Source organism: Vibrio sp. D3 (assembly GCF_043995865.1).
Lineage (GTDB): Bacteria > Pseudomonadota > Gammaproteobacteria > Enterobacterales > Vibrionaceae > Vibrio > Vibrio diabolicus.
The window spans coordinates 2,878,561-2,900,525 of record NZ_CP171887.1; the positions used below are offsets into that span (position 1 = coordinate 2,878,561).

The following is a 21,965-nucleotide window of genomic DNA, read 5'->3' on the forward strand; positions in this document are numbered from 1 at the left end:
TTGTTTTTGCCTCAGGCAATAAAAAAGGTCAGCATTTGCTGACCTTTTCTTTATCTATTCAAACCAAACATTAAGCTTTGAACGCTTTAAATGCGTTGATTAGACCATTTGTTGAGCTGTCATGCGAGCTGATTTGAGACTCGTCTGCAAGCTCAGGTAGGATTTGGTTAGCCAGTTGTTTACCTAGCTCTACGCCCCATTGGTCAAAGCTGAAGATATTCCAGATAACACCTTGTACGAAGATTTTGTGTTCGTACATTGCGATCAAGTTACCCAGCGTACGAGGCGTGATTTGCTTCACTAGGATAGAGTTTGTTGGACGGTTACCTTCAAACACTTTGAATGGCGCGATCGCTGCCACTTCTTCAGCGTTCTTACCTGCTTTCACCAACTCTTCTTTCACTGTTTCTTCATTCTTACCAAACGCTAGAGCTTCAGTTTGCGCGAAGAAGTTAGACATCAGTTTTTGGTGATGATCGCTAGCTGGGTTGTGGCTAATTGCAGGTGCAATGAAGTCACATGGGATCAGCTTAGTGCCTTGGTGAATTAGCTGGTAGAACGCGTGCTGACCGTTGGTACCTGGTTCCCCCCAAATAATAGGGCCCGTTTGGTAAGTCACGGCATTGCCTTCACGGTCAACGTATTTACCGTTTGATTCCATGTTACCTTGTTGGAAGTACGCCGCGAAACGGTGCATGTACTGATCGTAAGGTAAGATAGCTTCTGATTCCGCACCGTGGAAGTTGTTGTACCAAATACCGATAAGCGCAAGGATCACAGGGATGTTGCTTTCTAGGTCTGTTGATACGAAGTGCTTGTCCATCTCGTGAGCACCTTCAAGCAGCTCAACGAAGTTGTCGTAACCTACCGCTAATGCGATTGATAAACCGATTGCAGACCATAGTGAGTAACGGCCACCAACCCAGTCCCAGAATTCGAACATGTTCGCGGTATCGATACCGAATTCAGACACGGCTGTCGCGTTCGTTGAAAGCGCAGCAAAATGCTTAGCCACGTGCGCTTGATCACCCGCAGACTCTAGGAACCAATCACGAGCAGTGTGCGCGTTAGTCATGGTTTCTTGCGTTGTGAACGTCTTAGACGCGATCAAGAATAGCGTCGTTTCTGGGTTAACTTTCTTCAACGTTTCAACGATGTGAGTACCATCAACGTTAGATACGAAGTGAAGGTTTAGATGATTTTTGTATGGTGCTAGAGCTTCCGTCACCATGTAAGGACCAAGGTCAGAACCACCGATACCGATGTTCACGATATCTGTAATTGCTTTACCTGTGTAACCTTTCCACTCACCGCCGATAACGCGTTCAGTGAATGATTTCATTTTTTCTAGAACCGCGTTCACTGCTGGCATTACGTCTTCGCCGTCTACCATTACTGGTGTATTCGCGCGGTTACGTAGTGCAGTGTGAAGAACAGCGCGACCTTCTGTTTGGTTGATCGCTTCGCCACTGAACATCGCTTCAATTGCAGATTTCAGCTCAGTCTCGTTCGCAAGAGCGAACAGGTGCTTCAGAGTTTCCTCATTGATGAGGTTCTTTGAGTAATCGACTAGGATGTCTGAGCCGAAACGTGCAGAGTATTTGTCGAAACGCGCTGCGTCTTGAGCAAATAACTCTTTAAGATCCATATCTTGTGCAGATTCGAAATGCGCAGTTAGCGCTTTCCAAGCTTGTGTTTGCGTTGGATTGATATTTTTCAACATGGTCTTTATCCCGATGTTACAGTAGGTTCCATTCCTTACAGTCTAGCGAAAACTGTGGAATCCCCGATTTAGCAAATAGAATATTAATTAGATGTTTGGGCGAATTGCCACAAAACAAGTCTTTGTAATTTTTTTTCAGGTGCCAATTATGACTGAGAGTATTTACACTCACATTGAGTTAGGTCACGTTCCCTGCCCTGAAAATGAACAATTCATTTACGATGACAAGAATCATATCACTTACTAATGACAGGCTCTAATTGGAATAGGATAGACGCCAATTTATAAATTTCCAAAGGAACACGTATGTGGGCACAAAAAACACTGCAGTTAAAAGCGAGAAGCCGCGGTTTTCACCTAATAACTGATGAAATTGAACAACAATTACCACAAATAAACGAGCTTTCAGTAGGTTTATTACACCTATTTATTCAACATACCTCCGCCAGTTTGACCTTAAATGAGAATGCTGATCCAACCGTGCGTATGGATATGGAAGCGCACTTCAATAAGTTTGTGCCAGAGCGTGCTCCTTATTATCAGCATACCTATGAAGGTGATGACGACATGCCAGCACACATTAAAGCATCCCTACTTGGCAGTAGTGTGACGATACCAATCCAAAATGGTCGATTAGCTTTAGGAACATGGCAGGGCATTTACTTGGGTGAGCACCGAGACTTTGGCGGCGGCCGCCGCGTTATTGCTACGATTAACGGTGAGTAGATAAAACAAAGGCTAACCTTAGGTTAGCCTTTCGCTGTTTATTTTGAGTACTCCATCTCGACGCGAGGCGTTAGCTTAGTCACGAGTTCATACGCAATGGTACCAATGTGACCCGCCACTTCTTCTACTGGGAGCTCTTTCCCCCAAAGAATCGCTTCGTCGCTGACTTTATCCGTTGCATCTGGTCCCAAATCGACCGTCAGCATATCCATAGAAACTCGACCTGCGATAGGTACTTTACGACCATTTACCCAAACCGGAGTGCCGTTCGGGGCACTTCTTGGGTAACCGTCGCCATACCCTACTGCGATGACACCGACTTTTGTATCTCGCTTACTGGTCCACATACCGCCGTAGCCAACACTTTCGCCCTTCTTAACTACACGTACCGCAATAAGATGGGATTTAAGTGTCATCACGGGTTGATACCCCAGATCTTGTGCGGTCTTGTCATCAAATGGCGATACACCATACATGATGATGCCCGGACGAACCCAATCCAAATGGCTTTGAGGCCATGCCAACAACCCCGCAGATGCCGCAAGTGAACGCTCCCCCTGACAACCAGAGGTCAACGACTTAAACAGCTCAATCTGTTGGGGAGTGATATGGCTATCCAGCTCATCTGCACAGCCAAAGTGACTCATGTAACGTAACGGCTTGGCAACGTTTGGACACTCTTTCAACCGCGTGACAAACTCATCATATTGCTCAGGGCGAACGCCAAGACGGTGCATCCCACTGTCAATCTTAAGCCACACGACAACCGGAGTTTCAAGGTCGGCTTGCTCCAAAGCGATAAGCTGCTCTTCACAATGCACCACGGTTTGGATGTTGTTCGTCACAAGAACAGGTAAGTCACCTGGAGAGTAAAAACCTTCTAGCAATAGAATCGGCTTTACCACGCCACAAGCGCGCAGTTGCAACGCTTCTTCAATGCGCGCAACACCAAAGGCATCCGCATGGTTGGCATGTTTTGCAACGTGACGTAATCCGTGACCATAGCCATTGGCCTTCACTACAGCCATCACTTTACTTTGGGGCGCTTGCGCTTTCACGCGCTGTAAGTTGTGCTGCAACGCAGACAAATCAATGCACGCCTTGGCCGCTTTCATATAGCTCATGGGGTTACTCATCATCAATATCGAATGCAGGACCCGCGTAGTTGTCAAAGCGCGAGTGTTGACCTTGGAAGGTGAGACGCACAGAGCCGATAGGGCCGTTACGTTGCTTACCAATGATGATTTCTGCCGTGCCTTTGTATGGGCTATCTGGATGATACACCTCGTCACGGTAGATGAACATGATCAAGTCGGCATCCTGCTCGATAGAGCCCGACTCACGCAAGTCCGAGTTTACTGGGCGTTTATCTGAACGTTGCTCTAGGGAACGGTTAAGCTGAGACAGCGCCACGACGGGCACATTCAGCTCTTTTGCCAGCGCTTTCAGAGAGCGCGATATCTCCGCAATTTCCAGCGTACGGTTATCAGAGAGTGCAGGCACGCGCATAAGCTGAAGGTAGTCGACCATGATCATCGACAGACCGCCATGTTCACGTGCGATACGGCGAGCGCGTGAACGCACTTCGGTCGGAGTTAGACCGGAGCTGTCATCAATGTACATGTTTTTCTTCTGCATCAAGATACCCATAGTAGAAGAAATACGCGCCCAGTCTTCGTCATCCAACTGACCCGTACGGATCTTGGTTTGGTCAACGCGAGACAAAGAGGCCAACATACGCATCATCAACTGCTCGGCTGGCATCTCTAGCGAGAAAATAAGCACAGGTTTCTCTTGTTGCATGGCCGCATTTTCACACAAGTTCATCGCAAAGGTCGTTTTACCCATCGATGGACGCGCCGCGACAATCACCAAATCAGAACCTTGCAAACCTGCGGTTTTCTTATTGAGGTCAGTGAAACCTGTGTCGACACCCGTTACACCATCTTGCGGCGTTTTATATAACAACTCGATACGTTCTAACGTCTTTTCGAGGATGTTATCGACATTTTGTGGCCCTTCGTTTTCACTGGTTCGTGACTCAGCGATGGCGAAAACTTTACTCTCCGCCATATCAATCAGATCTTCCGAACTTCGACCTTGAGGATCGTAACCCGCATCCGCAATCTCATTCGCGACACCGATCAAACCACGGACGATCGCACGCTCGGCAACAATATCAGCGTACGCATTAATGTTAGCGGCACTTGGCGTGTTTTTCGCCAAATCTGCAAGGTAAGCAAAACCGCCCACATCTTCTAATTGCTCGTGACGTTCCAGGTATTCCGATAAAGTAATAAGATCGAGAGGCTTGCCCGCTTCAAGAATTGTTTTTACACCTTCAAAAATTAGGCGATGCGGACGACTATAGAAATCACTGCTTACAACACGTTCGGCAACGGTGTCCCAACGTTCATTGTCCAGTAAGAGACCACCAATTACTGATTGCTCGGCTTCTAGTGAGTGAGGTGGCACTTTGATTGCGTCGACCTGACTGTCTGAAGGTTTGCGATTTCTGTTTTCCGCCATGACTTTGCTCGATAACTACTATTGACCCACGATTATAACCTTAACCTAACTGAGATGCTTCCCCGAAGCGACAATTACTTGTTAAGAAATCAACATGCGAACCGCACAAGTAATAGCCTGGTTCTTCCGCCCAGCTCTAATAAAAATTAACCTACCATTGACCCAACAAAATATCTGTATCAGTATCATGCCCCTCCTTTTTAATTACGTTCGAGGTTGATGTGTCCCGATACTGGTTACTTAGCTTTAGCTTACTATGCGCTAGTGCATCGTATGCTGACGAATCAGTACAGCCAGAGCAAAATATTGATGTGCCCGACCCATTAAAAACCGAGGTGGAGTTCGGCTATCAAGCTCACACAGGTAACACGGACTCTCGTTCCCTGAATGCTCGTTTGAGTGCTGAATATACGTCAGGTCGACACCGTTCTAATGGTGAATGGAAGTACTACAACTTGTACAAAGACGGTGAAGAAGACAAACGCTCATCCACCTACGCCCTACAGAGTGACTACAAGTTAGGTCCTAAAACGTATTTGTATGGCAGCTTTAAAGGGGTGGATTCTCGTTACAGTGCCTATTTTAAAGACTACACCTTATCAGGTGGTTTGGGTTACCAGTTTTCCTACACTGAAAACTTCATTTTAGAGGTAGAAGTCGGTCCTGGTTTTCGTTATCAAGAACCAAATTTAGATGAGATAGATGATGACGACATTGTCTTTCCCGATATCGTTCGAGAAGGCATTTTTCGAGGGAATATCAATACGACTTGGCACGCATTAGATAATCTGAGTTTCGCGGCTGATATTACGTTGGTAACAGGTAAAAGTAACACTCGGGCCGATAGTGAACTCAGCGTGACCAATGATATTACTGAAGATATTGCACTGAAGCTGGCACACTCTCGTCAGTATCACGATAAAGTGCCTGAAGGCTTAAGCAAAGCGGATAGCGTATTTTCCGTTAATTTACTCTTCGCTTTTTAACCCGTTTTTTCTCCCAGTTTTAGAAATAAAAAAAGCACCTCCGAAGAGGTGCTTTTTAGTATTTCGTCTTGATACTGAATTACTCAGCAGCAACAACTTGTAGGTTCACAGTTGCGAAAACTTCAGAGTGAAGTTGAACGCTGATCTCGAACTCACCAGTTGTACGTAGAGCACCTTCAGGAAGGCGAACTTCGCTCTTAGCAACTTCAACGCCTGCAGCTGTGATAGCATCAGCGATGTCACGAGTACCGATAGAACCGAATAGTTTGCCTTCGTCACCTGCTTTAGAAGCGATAACTACAGCTTCTAGAGCGTTAACTTTCTCTGCGCGAGCTTCTGCAGCAGCTAGTTGCTCAGCAACTTTAGCTTCTAGTTCAGCACGACGAGCTTCAAACATTTCAACGTTAGCTTTAGTTGCCATAACTGCTTTACCTTGTGGGATAAGGAAGTTACGGGCGTAGCCAGATTTAACGTTTGCAGTATCGCCAAGACCACCTAGGTTACCAATTTTATCAAGTAGAATAACTTGCATTGCTTAATCCTCTTTCTTAATAAAATGAACCGATTACTGATGCTTGTCAGTGTACGGTAGTAGAGCTAGGTAGCGTGAACGCTTGATAGCACGTGCTAGTTGACGCTGGTACTTAGCGCTTGTACCAGTGATACGGCTAGGTACGATTTTACCAGCTTCAGTGATGTAGTTTTTAAGAGTTGCTACGTCTTTGTAATCAATCTCTTGTACGCCTTCTGCAGTGAAACGGCAGAATTTACGACGACGGAAGAAACGAGCCATGGGCTATCTCCTGATCTTAAATTTGAGTAATGTTGTCGGCGTGTAACACTAATTTTCCCACGCCATTTCGGCCGGTTTGATAAGTGACAAAACCACTTACCTTAATGTTACTGCCTTGAACTAAATTCTGAGTTAGTGCTTGTGACCCAAGCCCGCTGACGACTACCGGCATACGACAATAAACTTGTCGAGGTAAGTCAGCTTCGATAATAGTAGAGCGATGCTCCAGCCAAAACCGACAGTGTTCAATGCCACCAGGGCTTTTACTACGAATGGGCGGTTTGGCTATGGTGCCGCTCAGCTCCATTCGATTGGCCATAAGAAAACTTACTCAGCAGCTTCTGACTTAGCTTCAGGCTTAGCTTCAGAACGCTCTTCACGACGTGGAGCACGCTCTTCTTTTTGCTTAAGCATGATAGATTGCTCAGTGATCGCTGCTTTAGTACGCATGATCATGTTACGTAGAACTGCATCGTTGAAACGGAAAGCAGTTTCTAGCTCATCAATTACAGCTTGGTCAGCTTCAACGTTCATAAGAACGTAGTGAGCTTTGTGAAGCTTGTTGATTGGGTAAGCCAGTTGACGACGGCCCCAGTCTTCTAGACGGTGGATTTTACCGCCAGCTTCAGTGATTGAACCAGTGTAACGCTCGATCATGCCAGCAACTTGCTCGCTTTGATCTGGGTGCACCATGAATACGATTTCGTAATGACGCATTGGTTGCTCCTTACGGATTATTCAGCTTCCACAAATGGCTCAGTCGTCCAGAGGAAGCAAGGAACTAAAGATAATTGACTGAGTTTAAGGAGCACGAATAGTACAGAAAGGGCGCAAAATAGGCAAGTGATTATTTGCTCAACGCAGGGGATATTTTATTTCATCCAACGCTAGAAATAACAAAGGCTGCCAATAAAGTGACAGCCTTTAAAATCAGGGCATTATCGCGCGTATATCAGAACTTATTTTACTTCAGCCAGTTCCGTGCGCATTTGGTCGATCACTTGTTTGTAATCTGGCTGACCGAAAATCGCCGAGCCTGCAACAAACATGTCTGCGCCCGCTTCTGCGATTTCACGAATGTTGTCAACCTTCACACCGCCATCAATTTCTAAACGGATATCGCGACCAGACTCATCGATCATCTTACGAACTGCACGCAGTTTATCTAGCGTGTGAGGAATGAATGATTGACCACCAAAGCCAGGGTTTACCGACATCAGTAGAATCATGTCGACTTTGTCCATGATGAACTCAAGGCTCGCAAGTGGCGTTGCTGGGTTTAGTACCACGCCAGCCTGACAGCCGTGCTCTTTAATTAACTGCAGTGTACGGTCTACATGATCGGAAGCTTCCACATGGAATGTAATCATCGACGCACCCGCTTTTGCGAAATCAGGAATAATGCGATCAACCGGTTTCACCATTAGGTGAACATCGATTGGCGCTGTGATGCCGTAATCGCGTAGTGCTTTGCACACAGGCGCACCAAAAGTCAGGTTTGGTACATAGTGGTTATCCATAACGTCGAAATGCACCACATCCGCACCCGCTGCGAGTACTTTCTCCACATCTTCACCGAGACGAGCAAAATCTGCCGATAAAATGGATGGAGCAATAAGAAAATCTTTCATACCTGACCTCAGTAGTAATGAGCAAACAATCTGCGCGCAATTCTACCGAAGCTAGTGGGGAGATCCACTATTTAGATTTAATAGTGTGAGAACTAAGAGCTTGGTTGATCCATCTCAGGGGCATGAAAAAGCGCAAGCAGCTCATCGACTTTATTACGACCACTGCCATTACGGCTAATGGTGCGCTTCACTTTTACTACATTGAGATCCGCACCGTGATACAACCGACGCGTCAGCGTAGTGTCGTGGTTAGAAATCAAAACCGGAATACCACGCTCAGTCGCCGTTCTTTCAGCAATGTCGGCTAATGCAGCCTGGTCATCCAACGTGAAACCATTACCTGCGTATGAGGTGAAATTTGCCGTGTTTGAAAGCGGTGCATAAGGAGGATCGCAATAGACCACACTCCCCTTACGTGCTCGGCGAAAAGTTTCTGGATAACCTTCACAAACGAACGTGGCTTTCTTGGCTTTTTCGGCAAAAAACTCCAATTCCGCCTCTGGGAAGTAAGGCTTTTTATATGAACCGAACGGAACGTTAAAACCGCCTTTTTTGTTGTAACGGCATAAACCATTAAAACCAAAGCGGTTCATGTACAAAAACGCTAAAGAGCGGTACATCACGTCATCGGTTTTATTAAACTCAGCGCGAATGTGTAAGTAGGCTTCTTTACGGTTATTCTCGGCAACAAACCAACGCTTCGCTTCAGAGATGTACTCTTCCGGGCGCTCTTTTAGTAGGTTGTACAGATTGATCAAATCTGGATTGATATCTGCCAGTAGGTAATGGTCATAGTCGGTATTCAGAAACACTGAGCCCGCACCAACAAAAGGTTCAACTAGCTTTCGAGCCGGTGGTAAATGACGTTGGATGTCTTCAACCAGTCCGTATTTTCCTCCTGCCCATTTAAGAAAGGCTCGTTGCTTTTTCATCTACTGCTCTATCTATCGACCAAAAATTAAGGCTGCGGAATGTAACATATTTTTCAGCGAAGCTCAGGTTTATTTCACGCGATCAATTTCGCGATGAACCTGACGGAGTGATTTTGCCCAAGGACTCACCGACTTAACCGAATCAGGCAAGCTTGCAACGGCATCGCGAGCCATTTGAATTGTCGGATAATCTTGGTATGTGATGATATACCACTCGGTGTCATTGCGAACGGTAGGATAAATTCGTACTTGATTATTCAGCTGATGCTCATCGAGGAAGGCTTGTACATCCTCCAGTGACGTCATAGCAGCAAGCTGCAGTGTATAGGCTCTTGGTGATAGTGCTTTTAATTCTTCGCGAGCAAATGAAAACTTAACCACAGGCTGCTTCGCACCGTCTTCTCCTGACCGAGCAGAAGTTTGCGTCATACCTTGATTTGGTTTTACGACTTTTATTAGGGGTGAGCTGGTTTCATCAGTGGCGTCTTGCTTCTCAACGCCTATGACATCATCAATCGCTTTTGTGTCTGCTGAATCAGCTTTACCTTCAAGCAATGCATCGACCACATTCGACTCAATCACCACTCTCTGTTGATTATCATCACTGCCAACGCTCGCCACTTCTTCCGTTACTGCTGGCGGTAATGAATCAGAATCATCAATCGCGCCAGAGCCATCAAGGCTACTGCTAGTGTCATCAGTCACAGATTGTAGTGAAGACTGCGCAGCACTGATTCCTGAATCTTCAAAAGTTGGAATAGCCGTTTGCTCTAAACTACCAGCAATTTGCTGCGCTTTATCATCAGGGCTTGGTTGATTATACATCCACCAATAGCCACCAGCAGCAAGCAACAGTAATGCTAATACCACTAACGCAATATTCAGCGGTGAACCGACAATCGAGCGGATAATGATCCTTTTTTCCACTTTCATCTCTCCTAACGCCATGATGTCACCCGGTACTGGGTCAACTTTTTTAAATGCATCTCGAACCCGCTTCTCCGCCTCATCATCAACATAGCGCGCAACAAGTGATTCAAAGAAACGACGGGCTTCCACTTCGGACAACATATCAATATCAAGCTCAACAGGCTTTATCTCTTGTCCGTAACTGAGACGTGACAGCAATCCTTCTAAGCGCCCAGACTGCGTAAATAATAAGACATTGATGGTCCAATTCGGCTTATGATGCGCCTCTAAAACCAGCATCCAAAGCTCAGAAACGAGCGTCTCACTTAATAAATGCGCATCATCAACCACAATCGCGATATCACAAGGCTCATCACCCAATAGTCTTTCGAGGCTATCAAGTAAAGGTTCTTGCTGATTAAACAATGCGTCCGAAACCAGTTGACTCAAAATAAGGATGCGGCGCTGCACATCATCTTGATTAGAATGACAAAGTAACAAACATTGATTCTTGTTACTGGCACCCACTTCAAGGTATCGCTGCGCTAACCAAGATTTTCCATAACCATCATGACCATTAATCGCAATGAAATTGGAACCAAAATTAGTCAGCAATCCCAACCTATCAAGCAACTCGATTTGAGAATCTAGTTCCAGAACGTGAGCAACACTCATCTAATAACCTTAATACACTACAAGAATGACGCCCAAAGGCGCCATTACAAGGTTAAATATCGCGACCGAAGTCTATCGCCTGTTTGAGTACGTCTTGTGTCGTATCAGCAATGACCTCGGCACTGCCAATGCCTGTAGGCAAAACCAATCGTAATTGACCAGAGAGGACTTTTTTATCTCGCATCATATGTTTGAGGAAGTCATCGAAGCTCATACTTTCTGGAGTATGAACAGGCAGTTTGGCACGACGCAAAATCGCAACAATACGCTCAAATTGCTCTGCTGAGATAAGACCGCGCAGATGCGAAGTTTTGGCCGCCATAACCGTGCCAGCAGAAACCGCTTCACCATGCAGCCAATTGCCGTAGCCAAGCTCAGCTTCAATCGCATGACCAAAGGTGTGACCTAAGTTGAGCAGAGCGCGGATGCCCGATTCTTTCTCATCCAGAGCCACCACTTCCGCTTTTATTTCACAGCAACGTGCAATGGCATAAGTTAGCGCTTCTTCATCCAACGCGTACAAGCGTTCAAGGTTTTCTTCCAACCATACAAAAAAGTCTGCATCGTAAATGATGCCGTACTTAATGACTTCTGCGATACCTGCTGCGAATTCACGCTCAGGCAACGTCGATAAACAGTTGGTATCGATGATCACGGCTTTAGGTTGGTAAAACGCACCTATCATGTTCTTACCCAACGGATGGTTAACCGCGGTTTTTCCACCCACCGAAGAATCCACTTGAGATAGTAATGTCGTTGGTATTTGAATAAAGTCGACCCCACGCTGGTAACAGGCAGAAGCAAAACCCACAAGGTCGCCAATAACGCCACCACCTAACGCGATGATCACAACATCACGAGCGTAATTCCCCTCGAGGAGGAAGTTCATCACTTGGTTAAACACATCCAAGTTTTTGTACTGTTCGCCGTCAGGCAATTCTAACAAGGATGCACTACAACCGAGCTGCTCGAGTTGCTTTAAAATTTTGTCAGCATACAAAGGCGCCACTGTGACATTACTGATCACAACAACTTTTTGTTTTGCATTTTTGTTTGAGAGAACTTGAGAGAGGTACGCCGGGTCCTCAAATAACCCGGCGCCAATAGAGATTGGGTAGCTACGCTCAGCTAGGTTGACCGTAATCCGTTCCATCGGTTTGCTCCAATTAAAAAAAAGATAAAAACTTATCTCTCTTCTAGCATTTTTACGATCTGGTTGGCTACCACTTTTGCACTCTGATCGTCAGTGCGAACAGTGTAATCCGCTACTTCTTCATACAGAGGATTACGTTCTTCAGCTAATTGCTCCAATACTTCGCGAGGGTTGTCCGTTTGAAGTAGAGGACGCTTCTTGTCACGGTTTGTGCGCGCAAGTTGCTTTTCAATCGTCGTTTCTAAGTAAACAACAACACCACGTGCCGAAAGACGATTACGGTTTTCTTTGCTCTTAACAGAGCCACCGCCAGTCGCAAGCACGATGCCTTGCTCTTGTGTTAGGTCTTCAAGTACCGCTTCTTCACGCTTGCGGAAGCCTTCTTCACCTTCTACATCAAAAACCCAAGAGATGTCTGCACCAGTGCGTTCTTCGATCACTGTATCGGAGTCAACAAACTCCATATGCAGTTGCTGTGCTAGATGTCTACCAATTGTACTTTTGCCGGCGCCCATTGGGCCAACAAGGAAAATATTACGTTTCTCAGCCATGTTTAGCAGTAATTTACAACATTGATTCAATAAGATCGCCACAAGAAAACACAGCTAAATCGCTGTTCTACAAGGCTTGTGGCACCAGTTCCTCACAGATAATTCGTGATAAGACCCGAAATTATCCAAGCATGGTGCCACTATTGCAACTTTATTTTTGATTTAATCAGTTTTTCACGAGGTAGAACTACTGAATCACCACCTTAGGGGTGACGAAAATTAACAGCTCACTTTTGCCAACATTTTCATAACTTCGACGGAAAAGCGCACCTAATAGTGGCAGATCGCCTAACAAAGGCACTTTGTCCACCGAGTTAGTAATGCTGTGCTGGAAAATACCACCAAGAACGACGGTTTCACCGTTATTTACTAACACTTGCGTCCCGATACGCTGAGTATCAATCGCAACGGCTTCACCAGTGCCTGTTTTCACGACTTGTCCAGGTCTATCTTGCGTAACGCTTAAGTCCAACACAAGACGGTTATCCGGTGTAATTTGTGGCGTCACCTTCAAACTCAATACTGCTTTTTTGAACGTTACCGTCGTGGCACCACTTGATGAGGACTCTAGATAAGGTATCTCGGTACCTTGCTCAATATAGGCAGGCTTCTTATTAGTAGTGATCAAACGTGGGCTTGAGATAATCTCAGCTTTGGACTCTTGTTGCAGCGCAGAAAGCTCGAGGTCTAACAAGGTGTCTGAGCCTAATTTTGCAACCTGAAAAGCAATGCTGGTCGCGTTTGGACTGGTTGCAGCTAAGTTTACGTTTAGGAAGTCATCGATACCTACTCCATCACCGTCACCACCGTCTTCTCCTTCACCACCACCGTTATATAAACCGATCGTGGCAAGGTTGTTTTCGATAGAACCACCAACCGTGTTATTGCCATTAATAGAGGTAAAGCCCCAGCGAATTCCCAACTCGTCCATGTTGCCTTCATTGATGGTCACAATACGCGCTTCAATTTGAACCTGCTTCACCGGGATATCCAAAGATTCAATAATTTCTCGAATCACTTCAATGTTTTCAGGTAGCTCACGAATCAATAACGAGTTAGTCCGCTCATCAATGGTCATACTGCCTCGCTCAGACAACATACTGATGTTCCCTTCTCCGTTGATCATCTCTGCAATATCTGATGCTTTAGCGAAGTTTACCTTGATGATTTCAGACGAAAGCTCTCCCATCGTTTGTTCTAGCTGCTGCTTTTCGAGTTGCTGTTTTTCGCGCAGATCAAGCTCATCTGTTGGAGCAACCAGAATCACGTTGCCATCAACACGCTTATCTAACCCCTTAACTTGCAAAATAATATCCAGCACTTGCTGCCACGGAACACCATCAAGACGAAGTGTGAGGTTACCTTCTACGGAGTCTGAAACAACCAAGTTGAACTGGTTGTAGTCGGCAATCAGCTGTAACACGTTACGTACAGGAATATCTTGGAAGTTAATCGAAATGAGCTTGCCTTCTTTTTCTAGAATGCTTTTATCCGGAGCTTTCTCATTGGGTTTGATCTTAGCCACTTTGATTTCCAAGAATCGCCCCGTTAAACGGTAATCATGCGTATATTCTTCATTGATGTGCGCAACCAAGCGCGTAGTTGAGGTATCGCGAAACACCTCTACGCTTTCAACCACAGTCGAGAAATCTTTTACGTCTAGGAGATACAGTTGCTCGTCTTTTACCGAAGTATTAAGCAAATCGATACTTAACCCTTCCTGTACGCGTTTGACATCAACAATCGCGGCAGGTGACGCCAGTTCAACGACAATAACGGCGTCTTTATCTTTATTAGTGCGAAAATCGATACTCTTTAAGGCATTAGACGATACTTCTTCTGCTGCCACTAAAGGGGCTAAAAATACAAACAACCATAAGGAGAAGAGCCCAGTTAGTATCCTTGGTGTACGTGTTAATCCTTGTCTCATTTTCATTACTCAATATCAAAAATAAATGGGGCTATCTCAAAGCCAACTTAACTTTACGCTTCTGCCAACACCCTAAGCCGTCGGGCAACGTTTCATTAATTAACAAATAGGAATGGCTGACATGGGTCACTTTGCCATTGTTGCGTCCGAGGTATTGCCCCGGCTTCACTTTATAAACGGTGCCATTGGGTGCCTGAACGAGACCAGAAACCGTATTACCCATGCCCATAACTCCTTTCAAACGTAATTGGCTTAATGGGAATTTTTCTAATTTGCCAGTGCGCCTTCTTGAAGGCGGTTGCCAGCAATCTTTTCTTGCAACGGGCTGAGTGGCGATCGTGGCTTCTTTTGGTAACTCAAAGGGCGCACGCTGTACTTCAGGTGCGTACGTGACGGCAACATACTTATCTGCAGGCTTAAGTTTCTCGACATCTTGACGCGCCTGACTCTCCACCCCTCGAATAAAATCCGTTAATGACTCATCATTCGCCTGACATCCAAGGAGCAGAGACCCCATCAGCACCAACAACAAATGCTTACTTGTCATTGTTCGTCTCCTCTGGCTTAAACTGATAGGTATTGGCTCGTACCCTAAAGTGCAGAGTTTCACTTTCTTGGCTGACACGCTGCCAAGTCACATCTTTAAACGTGATGATTCGAGGTAGCGTTGCTATCGCCTGAGAAAAATGTCCGATGTCATGAAAATCTCCCGTTAACTCAATGTTTAAAGGAAGACGATAGAGGAAATGCTCTGATTGCTTTTCACCCCAGTCGATACGGGTAAAGGTCAACTTATTGTCGATACCGAGTTCATTCACCGAAGCGAGCATCGTAGCCAACTCTTTTTGCGCGGGCAGTTGTTGTAGCAATAACTCGTAACGCGTGGTGAGTTCATCCAATTGAGATTGAAGCTGAGGCAATGCAGCTACTTTGTTCGCTTTGATCTTCAGTGCTACCTTGAGCGTCTGCTCCTGCTGGACCAAGTTATTCAATTGCTCTTCTTTTGGCTTAAGGTAAAACCAATAGCCAAAACCTTGAATGAGGAAAATCAGCAGCGCGATAACCACAAGCTGAGGCAACAATGGCCACTCTGCCATTTCATCTATTTCGAGATCCTGCCAATCAACCATGCTGGGCCTCCACTTTCTTCTCCGGCACTTTGAACATGAAAGACACTTTGAACGTTTGGAACTCTTTTCCAAAACGCGCTTTTCCGTGAACGATGGAGTGCATTTCTACATCATTCAACTTGGCCGAACGCTCCATGTTGTCCAGCATCGTGGCAAGTTTTGGAGTGCTATCAGAGATCCCTGAGATCTCAATTTCCAGATCATTCATTTTGATCTTGTCGACATATACACCTTCAGGAATGACGGCTGGCATCAAGTTCATAAACTCGGTCGTTTTGTTTCTACCGTTTTGTAACCCTTCAACCACTTTTAAACGTTCGAGGATTTTGCTGTGCTCTTGCTCGGCGATTTTCATTGCTTCAATACGCTGGTCGAGCTCAGCAATGTAGTGAGTAAGGTAATCAAGCCGCTCCTGCTGCTGATCTTGTTGGTACTCAAAAAACTTTCCAATACCCCATTGAATACCAATGGCGACCAACATGCCTAACGCGACCAAGCTAATGAAACGACGTCGGTGCTCTTCTCTTTGGTTCTCTCGCCAAGGAAGTAAATTAATGCGATAAAGCACGCGCACCTCCTAGCCAATGAATGCCACGAATCGCGAGTCCTGCGGCTGTAGAGAAATGCTGCCAATCCGCGGCACGACGCTTACGTTTGGACACCTTCATCTCAAATAGCCCTAGCGGGTTTAGCAATTCACACTCTAGTGACAGTTGCTGAGATAACTCTTCCGCGAGCATTGGTGTCGAAGCTCCTTCCCCTGATAACCAGATACCTTTGATATTTTGCGAGCCATTAATTGAAGTGTAGAGCTGCATCTGACGTTTCACCCGTTCCACAATTTGGCGATTAAACAGCTCTGTTTTCTCCTGAGCATCATCGGACATCAAATCATCTTGAACAGGGCTGTTTGCTCCGCGTGTGCCGCAAGCAAACTCTTTGTGAAACAGCTCACCTTGTTCGGTAAACATGGTAAAGGAGCTCGATGAGGTGCCAATATCGAGTAAGCAGTACTTATTTTTGTCAGGAAAGCGATCGGCAGTGAGCTTCCAGATATGACCAAGACTTTGTGAATGCACGTCCACTAAAACGGGTTTTAGTCCGGATTTTTGTAATGCATCCACGCGACTATCGACCACATCTTTTCTTGTCGCAAACACTTGATAGTTATCAGTCCCACGCAACCCATCTTCGGCACGAAGACGGACAAAGTCTAAACTCAGCTCTTCGACAGGGAATGGCGATTGATGAGAAAATGCCTGAATCACAGCAAACTCAACTTCGCTATCTTCAAGGTTTTGTTCTATTTGCAGCTTTTTACTGATCACCGAATTATCAGGCACTGAAATTGCGACCTTTTTAGCACCAAAAGGCAGTCCTTTTTTAATCAGCTTTAGGGTCTTTACAATTTCTTGATGATTTATAGTGTTATTTTCAGCGACAATACCTTCCTTTAGTAATATTTCTTTGTAACCCAACAGAGCGTAATTGTTGCCTGTGGGTTTAAGTACTACGGCTTTGAGGCTGTTATGGCCTATGTCGATGCCGGTAACGATTAGCTTATCCATCTCTTACTCTCGCTCCGAAATTTCTTCGTGCAAAGGTTGTTATTAGCACCCAAATAAGAGTTAATATCTCTATGTGCTAAATTTTTGACCTAAGAGTACAAGGGTTTGCCGTTACACAGCCTCAACCAATCAGGGATTCTCCGGTGAAGTTCATAAAGCGTTTATTATTTTTAACATTGATTTGCATAATTCTTGGAGTCACCACAATATTTGGCTTCTATCAGTACGTGAAGCCTGAATTGCCAGATGTTGCAACTCTAAAAGACGTTGAATTACAAACACCTATGCAGGTGTTTAGTCAAGACGGGAAGCTGATCGCACAGTTCGGTGAAAAGCGTCGTATTCCTGTTACTTATGATGAAATTCCTCAAGACTTAATTCATGCGCTGATCGCAACCGAAGATAGCCGTTTTTACGAACACCCAGGTATCGATCCTATCGGCATCACTCGTGCAGCCGTTGTAGTTGCGATTTCAGGTTCCGCTAAGCAGGGCGCAAGTACCATTACGCAACAGCTAGCGCGTAACTTCTTCTTATCTAATGAGAAGAAGATCATGCGTAAGATTAAAGAGATTTTCATTGCTATCCACATTGAGCAGCTTCTGAGTAAGCAAGAAATCATGGAACTTTATGTCAATAAAATCTTCCTTGGTTACCGCTCATATGGTTTTGGTGCGGCCGCTCAAGTTTACTTTGGTAAGAGCCTTGATGAATTGACGTTAAGCGAACTTGCGACACTCGCAGGGATGCCAAAAGCGCCATCAACGATGAACCCAATTTACTCTCTTGAGCGTGCGACAAAACGCCGTAACGTCGTGTTAATGCGAATGCTTGATGAAAAATACATCACGCAAGAACAGTATGACGAAGCACGCAACGAACCTATCGTGGCGCGTTACCACAGTGCTGAAATTGAACTTTCCGCTCCTTATGTGGCGGAACTAGCTCGTGCATGGGCCGTGAAAGAGTACGGTGAAGAAGAAGCTTATACCTCTGGCTTGAATATCTACATGACGGTGGACTCTAAACTGCAAGATGCCGCGAATACATCCGTGGTAAATAATCTGCTGTCATACGATGAACGTCACGGCTACCGCGGTGCGGAGAAAGTGCTTTGGAAAGAAGGTGAAACCGCTTGGAACAGCGAGCAAATAGAAAAGCACCTTAAGAAGCAACCAACTTATGGTGACCTTTACCCTGCCGTCGTGACAAAAGTCGATGATAAAACTGCGCAAGTTTGGGTTAAAAACCATGAAGAGCAGACTATTCCTTGGACTGGAATGCATTGGGCACGTAAATACATCACCGAAAACCGCCAAGGCTCAACGCCAAAATCAGCGCATGATGTGCTAGCGACGGGTCAACAAGTTTGGGTTCGCGAAGTGAGCGAACCCAATGAAGATGACAACACGACACAAAGCTGGAAACTGAGCCAAGTGCCAACAGCGAACACCGCGTTTGTCGCGATGAACCCGGAAAATGGTGCGATATTATCGTTAGTGGGTGGTTTTAACTTTGTTCATAGTAAGTTTAACCGTGCCACTATGTCAGTGCGTCAGGTTGGCTCAAGTATCAAACCATTTATCTACTCAGCAGCAATTGACAAGGGACTTACCCTAGCCACTCTGATCAACGATGCGCCGATTAACAAATGGGACGCAGGTTCTGGTTCGGCTTGGCGACCTAAAAACTCACCACCAACCTATGGCGGTCCAACTCGCCTTCGCCTCGGCTTAGCTCAGTCAAAGAACGTGATGGCAGTGCGTACGCTGCGTGAAGTAGGCCTTGATGAAACTCGTCAGTACCTTACTCGTTTTGGTTTTGATATTAACCAAGTACCACGTTCAGAGACCATCGCGCTCGGTGCTGGTAGCTTAACACCAATGAAAGTGGCACAAGGCTACTCTGTATTTGCGAACGGAGGTTATTACGTCGAACCGTTCTACGTAGAACGCGTGGAAGATGCATTCGGTGAAGTGCTGTTTAAAGCGAATCCAAAGATCGTTTGTCATAAGGATTGCCCACAAATGAGCGCTCAGCCAGACAATCGCTATGCCGATGAGTTTGGCGAACAAGACGTCGCGATTGATGGTTTGGCAACAGACAACGCACTGGAAAATGATGAACCTCAATATGCTCCACAAGTTATCTCTGAGCAAAACGCATTCTTGATGCGTGAGATGATGTACAGCAACATTTGGGGTGGTGGTAACTGGCGTGAAGGTACGGGGTGGAACGGTACTGGCTGGCGTGCACAAAAACTGGGGCGTCGTGATATCGGTGGTAAAACGGGTACAACGAATGACTCCAAAGATGCTTGGTACAACGGCTATGGTCCTGGTGTTGTTGCCATTGCTTGGGTTGGTTTTGATGATCACTCACGCGCCCTTGGTCGCACAACGGTTAATAGCAACCTAGGCAAAGGCCAAATTTCCGGTGCTGAATCGGGTGCGAAAACCGCAGAACCCGCTTGGATTGACTTTATGCGCGTTGCACTAGAAGAAACACCTGAGCAAAGTAAAAATATTCCAGATAACATCATTCGTGTTCGTATTGATCGCAACACTGGCATGCTAACGCACAAAGTAGACAGCACATCGATGTTCGAATACTTTGAAAAAGGCACTGAGCCTACCGAATACGCTGGAGACCGTTTGGAAGACAGTATTTATTCTTCCGGCTCTGGCGCAGAAGAGCTGTTCTAAATCACTAAAGCAAAAGGGAGAGCATTCGCTCTCCCTTTTTTATGTCGGCTTTTACGCCGCGGCGTTCAATGAAGGATAAGAAGCCAATACTTCTTTAATCTTCGCCGCCAAAGCTTCAAACCTTGCACGCAGTGGTGAACCCGGGCGATATACAAGGACTATATTGCGCGAAGGCGTAGGGTTAACGGCTGGTACATAGCACACGCCATCTTTTTGCTTCTCATTGGGGATAGAAAGCTGAGGCAATAACGTAATTCCAGCACCAGCAGCGACCATATTCCGCAGTGTCTCCAAACTGGTTGCCTTAAAGCGTTCATCGTCTTTCGCTCCGGCAGCAAAACAGAAACCTAACGCTTGATCACGCAGACAGTGACCGTCTCCTAGCGCTAAAACGGTTTTACCATTCAACTCCAACATATCAACATGGTCGAGAGAGGCCCACTCATGATCACATGGCACCGCAACGCTTAACGGCTCGTTATACACTTCGATTTCTTTAAAAGGTGCCGTTTCATCAACCGAAGCCAAGACCAAGCAGTCCAATTTACCCTCTTCTAATTGACGCACCAACTGATGTGTTTGAGCTTCGTGCAGGAACAGCTCCAGTTCAGGAAATGCTTCTTTTATCTGCGGCAGAATTTTGGGTAGTAGATACGGACCTACCGTCGGGATGAAACCGATATGCATAGGCCCAGTCATTGCTCCGCTCTGACCACTCGCCATATCTTTAAAAGTTTTCACTTCACTTAAGATACGCTTAGCTTGCTCCACCAACTGCAACCCTGAATCGGTAAACAAAACGCGACGGCTGCTTCGCTCTAAAAGCGTGGTACCGAGTTCATCCTCTAGCTTACGAATTTGTCCACTCAATGTTGGTTGGCTAACAAAACATGCTTCTGCCGCTTTGCGAAAGTGCTTATGTTCCGCAAGTGCAACTAAGTACTCAAAATCTCGAATATTCATAACTCACAATTCGCTTCTTTTAACAATAGCTAATACCTATCAAAACCATAACACCAAACGATTAGAGCTATCAAAGGATTTTTACAATAATGGGCTCAACAGAACGAAACAGAGCAAAGAAAAACGCTAAGCTCTATACGCATAATTTAAAATAGTTAAAGGAAATCATTATGTTTGTATCTAAAGAAGGTCAACAAGTCCCTCAAGTTACTTTTCCAGTTCGTCAAGGTGACTCTTGGATGAATGTAACGACTGATGAGCTATTTAAAGGTAAGACCGTTATCGTATTTAGCTTACCGGGTGCATTTACTCCAACCTGTTCATCAAGCCATCTACCTCGTTACAACGAATTGTTCCCTGTATTTAAAGAGCACGGAGTGGATGAGATTATTTGTGTCTCGGTCAATGATACGTTCGTGATGAATGCATGGAAACAAGACCAAGAAGCAGAAAACATTACCTTCATCCCGGATGGTAATGGTGAATTCACCGATGGCATGGGTATGTTAGTGGATAAAAACGACATCGGCTTTGGCAAACGTTCATGGCGTTACAGCATGCTAGTAAAAGATGGCGTAGTGGAAAAAATGTTCATTGAGCCAAACGAACCAGGCGACCCATTCAAAGTGTCAGACGCAGACACCATGCTGAACTACATTGCGCCAGACTACAAAACGCAAGAGTCCATCACGGTATTCACTAAGCCAGGCTGCCCTTTCTGTATGAAAGCGAAACAAAACCTGATTGACCACGGTCTTCAATATGAAGAAGTGATTCTGGGTAAAGACGCAACGACAGTTAGTCTACGAGCTATATCTGGTCGCACGACTGTTCCACAAGTCTTTATCGGTGGCAAGCACATCGGCGGTAGCGAAGAGCTAGAAGCGTATCTAGGCTAAGCTGTCCATAGCCTACACCCTCGGTCTCCGGTGCCTTTGGCTCGGAGGCCAACCCTAACTCACTTCTTCTACTAGTCTAGATAAGTAGTCGTCTACCGATAAGGTGACTCCTTATACAGATTCAACGACCCAATTCACTCTCCAAGCTCAATGTAGCTAGCT

22 protein-coding genes are annotated in these 21,965 nt (G+C 45.6%); 4 read left to right on the forward strand and 18 right to left on the reverse strand.

The genetic code is table 11. The features are described from left to right. Window positions 1-70 precede the first annotated feature (70 nt). Entirely contained in the window at window positions 71-1,723 is a 1,653-nt protein-coding gene (gene pgi / locus ACHFJ9_RS21325; protein ID WP_395356234.1) for a glucose-6-phosphate isomerase, read from the reverse strand. Window positions 1,724-2,029: 306 nt separating this feature from the next. On the opposite strand from pgi, the gene ACHFJ9_RS21330 reads away from it, so the two are divergent. Next, entirely contained in the window at window positions 2,030-2,449 is a 420-nt protein-coding gene (locus tag ACHFJ9_RS21330; RefSeq protein WP_046874640.1) for a secondary thiamine-phosphate synthase enzyme YjbQ, read from the forward strand. Between the two features lie 38 nt (window positions 2,450-2,487). Here the strand turns inward: ACHFJ9_RS21330 and alr are convergent, their stop codons facing one another. Both alr and ACHFJ9_RS21340 read right to left on the reverse strand, forming a co-directional pair. Then, window positions 2,488-3,564: an alanine racemase gene (gene alr, locus ACHFJ9_RS21335; RefSeq protein WP_395357481.1), complete on the reverse strand. Its 1,077-nt coding sequence runs from the start codon at window positions 3,562-3,564 to the stop codon at window positions 2,488-2,490. A 13-nt stretch (window positions 3,565-3,577) separates the two neighbouring features. Next, window positions 3,578-4,978 (reverse strand): replicative DNA helicase, encoded by a 1,401-nt coding sequence (locus tag ACHFJ9_RS21340; protein WP_005395704.1) that lies wholly within the window; start codon window positions 4,976-4,978, stop codon window positions 3,578-3,580. A gap of 221 nt (window positions 4,979-5,199) precedes the next feature. Between ACHFJ9_RS21340 and ACHFJ9_RS21345 the strand changes: the two genes are divergently transcribed. Beyond that, on the forward strand, window positions 5,200-5,964 hold the full coding sequence (locus ACHFJ9_RS21345) for a DUF481 domain-containing protein (protein ID WP_006743223.1): 765 nt from the start codon (window positions 5,200-5,202) through the stop codon (window positions 5,962-5,964). Between the two features lie 79 nt (window positions 5,965-6,043). Here ACHFJ9_RS21345 and rplI read toward each other — a convergent pair whose 3' ends face one another. The 14 genes from rplI to pilM all read right to left on the reverse strand — a co-directional run bounded on the left by rplI (window position 6,044) and on the right by pilM (window position 17,236). Next, on the reverse strand, window positions 6,044-6,496 hold the full coding sequence (gene rplI / locus ACHFJ9_RS21350) for a 50S ribosomal protein L9 (RefSeq protein WP_005381278.1): 453 nt from the start codon (window positions 6,494-6,496) through the stop codon (window positions 6,044-6,046). Window positions 6,497-6,529: 33 nt separating this feature from the next. Next, window positions 6,530-6,757, reverse strand: a complete 228-nt coding sequence (rpsR, locus tag ACHFJ9_RS21355) for a 30S ribosomal protein S18 (protein WP_000090472.1) — start codon at window positions 6,755-6,757, stop codon at window positions 6,530-6,532. Window positions 6,758-6,773: 16 nt separating this feature from the next. Beyond that, entirely contained in the window at window positions 6,774-7,076 is a 303-nt protein-coding gene (gene priB, locus ACHFJ9_RS21360) for a primosomal replication protein N (RefSeq protein WP_005381298.1), read from the reverse strand. Window positions 7,077-7,084: 8 nt separating this feature from the next. After that, a complete protein-coding gene (gene rpsF, locus ACHFJ9_RS21365) occupies window positions 7,085-7,474 on the reverse strand; it encodes a 30S ribosomal protein S6 (RefSeq protein ID WP_005381299.1) in 390 nt (129 codons plus the stop codon). Window positions 7,475-7,716: 242 nt separating this feature from the next. Further along, window positions 7,717-8,388 (reverse strand): ribulose-phosphate 3-epimerase, encoded by a 672-nt coding sequence (gene rpe, locus ACHFJ9_RS21370; protein WP_005395709.1) that lies wholly within the window; start codon window positions 8,386-8,388, stop codon window positions 7,717-7,719. Window positions 8,389-8,480: 92 nt separating this feature from the next. After that, window positions 8,481-9,320 (reverse strand): Dam family site-specific DNA-(adenine-N6)-methyltransferase, encoded by an 840-nt coding sequence (locus tag ACHFJ9_RS21375; protein WP_005395710.1) that lies wholly within the window; start codon window positions 9,318-9,320, stop codon window positions 8,481-8,483. Between the two features lie 69 nt (window positions 9,321-9,389). Next, a complete protein-coding gene (locus ACHFJ9_RS21380; protein ID WP_258623047.1) occupies window positions 9,390-10,904 on the reverse strand; it encodes an SPOR domain-containing protein in 1,515 nt (504 codons plus the stop codon). A 52-nt stretch (window positions 10,905-10,956) separates the two neighbouring features. After that, on the reverse strand, window positions 10,957-12,057 hold the full coding sequence (gene aroB, locus ACHFJ9_RS21385) for a 3-dehydroquinate synthase (protein ID WP_005395712.1): 1,101 nt from the start codon (window positions 12,055-12,057) through the stop codon (window positions 10,957-10,959). 32 nt (window positions 12,058-12,089) lie between these two features. Next, window positions 12,090-12,608 (reverse strand): shikimate kinase AroK, encoded by a 519-nt coding sequence (aroK, locus tag ACHFJ9_RS21390; protein ID WP_005381319.1) that lies wholly within the window; start codon window positions 12,606-12,608, stop codon window positions 12,090-12,092. Window positions 12,609-12,795: 187 nt separating this feature from the next. Continuing rightward, a complete protein-coding gene (locus ACHFJ9_RS21395) occupies window positions 12,796-14,544 on the reverse strand; it encodes a type IV pilus secretin PilQ (protein ID WP_006742777.1) in 1,749 nt (582 codons plus the stop codon). Between the two features lie 25 nt (window positions 14,545-14,569). Beyond that, the gene (locus ACHFJ9_RS21400; RefSeq protein ID WP_237312731.1) at window positions 14,570-15,085 is read right to left on the reverse strand and encodes a pilus assembly protein PilP; all 516 of its coding nucleotides are present in this window, start codon (window positions 15,083-15,085) and stop codon (window positions 14,570-14,572) included. Beyond that, window positions 15,075-15,668, reverse strand: a complete 594-nt coding sequence (locus ACHFJ9_RS21405; RefSeq protein ID WP_012841351.1) for a type 4a pilus biogenesis protein PilO — start codon at window positions 15,666-15,668, stop codon at window positions 15,075-15,077. The genes ACHFJ9_RS21400 and ACHFJ9_RS21405 overlap by 11 nt, the downstream gene beginning before the upstream one ends. After that, on the reverse strand, window positions 15,661-16,236 hold the full coding sequence (locus ACHFJ9_RS21410) for a PilN domain-containing protein (RefSeq protein ID WP_046874634.1): 576 nt from the start codon (window positions 16,234-16,236) through the stop codon (window positions 15,661-15,663). Before ACHFJ9_RS21410 ends, ACHFJ9_RS21405 begins: the two co-directional genes overlap by 8 nt. Then, window positions 16,220-17,236 carry a type IV pilus biogenesis protein PilM gene (gene pilM / locus ACHFJ9_RS21415; RefSeq protein WP_301610125.1) on the reverse strand — a complete coding sequence of 339 codons (1,017 nt, stop codon included), beginning with the start codon at window positions 17,234-17,236 and terminating at the stop codon, window positions 16,220-16,222. Before pilM ends, ACHFJ9_RS21410 begins: the two co-directional genes overlap by 17 nt. A gap of 143 nt (window positions 17,237-17,379) precedes the next feature. On the opposite strand from pilM, the gene ACHFJ9_RS21420 reads away from it, so the two are divergent. After that, window positions 17,380-19,941, forward strand: a complete 2,562-nt coding sequence (locus ACHFJ9_RS21420; protein ID WP_395356240.1) for a penicillin-binding protein 1A — start codon at window positions 17,380-17,382, stop codon at window positions 19,939-19,941. A gap of 51 nt (window positions 19,942-19,992) precedes the next feature. Here the strand turns inward: ACHFJ9_RS21420 and oxyR are convergent, their stop codons facing one another. Beyond that, on the reverse strand, window positions 19,993-20,904 hold the full coding sequence (oxyR, locus tag ACHFJ9_RS21425; RefSeq protein ID WP_005395720.1) for a DNA-binding transcriptional regulator OxyR: 912 nt from the start codon (window positions 20,902-20,904) through the stop codon (window positions 19,993-19,995). 170 nt (window positions 20,905-21,074) lie between these two features. Between oxyR and ACHFJ9_RS21430 the strand changes: the two genes are divergently transcribed. Then, entirely contained in the window at window positions 21,075-21,803 is a 729-nt protein-coding gene (locus ACHFJ9_RS21430) for a redoxin family protein (RefSeq protein WP_005395721.1), read from the forward strand. The last annotated feature ends 162 nt before the right edge of the window (window positions 21,804-21,965 follow it).

Bases quoted from the DNA above. Each gene is read 5' to 3' on its own strand.
- ACHFJ9_RS21430 (WP_005395721.1), top strand. From the start codon at position 21,075: ATGTTTGTATCTAAAGAAGGTCAACAAGTCCCTCAAGTTACTTTTCCA.
- ACHFJ9_RS21395 (WP_006742777.1), bottom strand. From the start codon at position 14,544: ATGAAAATGAGACAAGGATTAACACGTACACCAAGGATACTAACTGGG.
- priB (WP_005381298.1), bottom strand. From the start codon at position 7,076: ATGGCCAATCGAATGGAGCTGAGCGGCACCATAGCCAAACCGCCCATT.
- ACHFJ9_RS21380 (WP_258623047.1), bottom strand. From the start codon at position 10,904: ATGAGTGTTGCTCACGTTCTGGAACTAGATTCTCAAATCGAGTTGCTT.
- rpsR (WP_000090472.1), bottom strand. From the start codon at position 6,757: ATGGCTCGTTTCTTCCGTCGTCGTAAATTCTGCCGTTTCACTGCAGAA.
- ACHFJ9_RS21375 (WP_005395710.1), bottom strand. From the start codon at position 9,320: ATGAAAAAGCAACGAGCCTTTCTTAAATGGGCAGGAGGAAAATACGGA.
- ACHFJ9_RS21405 (WP_012841351.1), bottom strand. From the start codon at position 15,668: ATGGTTGATTGGCAGGATCTCGAAATAGATGAAATGGCAGAGTGGCCA.
- ACHFJ9_RS21340 (WP_005395704.1), bottom strand. From the start codon at position 4,978: ATGGCGGAAAACAGAAATCGCAAACCTTCAGACAGTCAGGTCGACGCA.
- rpsF (WP_005381299.1), bottom strand. From the start codon at position 7,474: ATGCGTCATTACGAAATCGTATTCATGGTGCACCCAGATCAAAGCGAG.
- alr (WP_395357481.1), bottom strand. From the start codon at position 3,564: ATGAAAGCGGCCAAGGCGTGCATTGATTTGTCTGCGTTGCAGCACAAC.
- pilM (WP_301610125.1), bottom strand. From the start codon at position 17,236: ATGGATAAGCTAATCGTTACCGGCATCGACATAGGCCATAACAGCCTC.
- rplI (WP_005381278.1), bottom strand. From the start codon at position 6,496: ATGCAAGTTATTCTACTTGATAAAATTGGTAACCTAGGTGGTCTTGGC.
- rpe (WP_005395709.1), bottom strand. From the start codon at position 8,388: ATGAAAGATTTTCTTATTGCTCCATCCATTTTATCGGCAGATTTTGCT.
- ACHFJ9_RS21400 (WP_237312731.1), bottom strand. From the start codon at position 15,085: ATGACAAGTAAGCATTTGTTGTTGGTGCTGATGGGGTCTCTGCTCCTT.
- aroB (WP_005395712.1), bottom strand. From the start codon at position 12,057: ATGGAACGGATTACGGTCAACCTAGCTGAGCGTAGCTACCCAATCTCT.
- oxyR (WP_005395720.1), bottom strand. From the start codon at position 20,904: ATGAATATTCGAGATTTTGAGTACTTAGTTGCACTTGCGGAACATAAG.
- pgi (WP_395356234.1), bottom strand. From the start codon at position 1,723: ATGTTGAAAAATATCAATCCAACGCAAACACAAGCTTGGAAAGCGCTA.
- ACHFJ9_RS21330 (WP_046874640.1), top strand. From the start codon at position 2,030: ATGTGGGCACAAAAAACACTGCAGTTAAAAGCGAGAAGCCGCGGTTTT.
- aroK (WP_005381319.1), bottom strand. From the start codon at position 12,608: ATGGCTGAGAAACGTAATATTTTCCTTGTTGGCCCAATGGGCGCCGGC.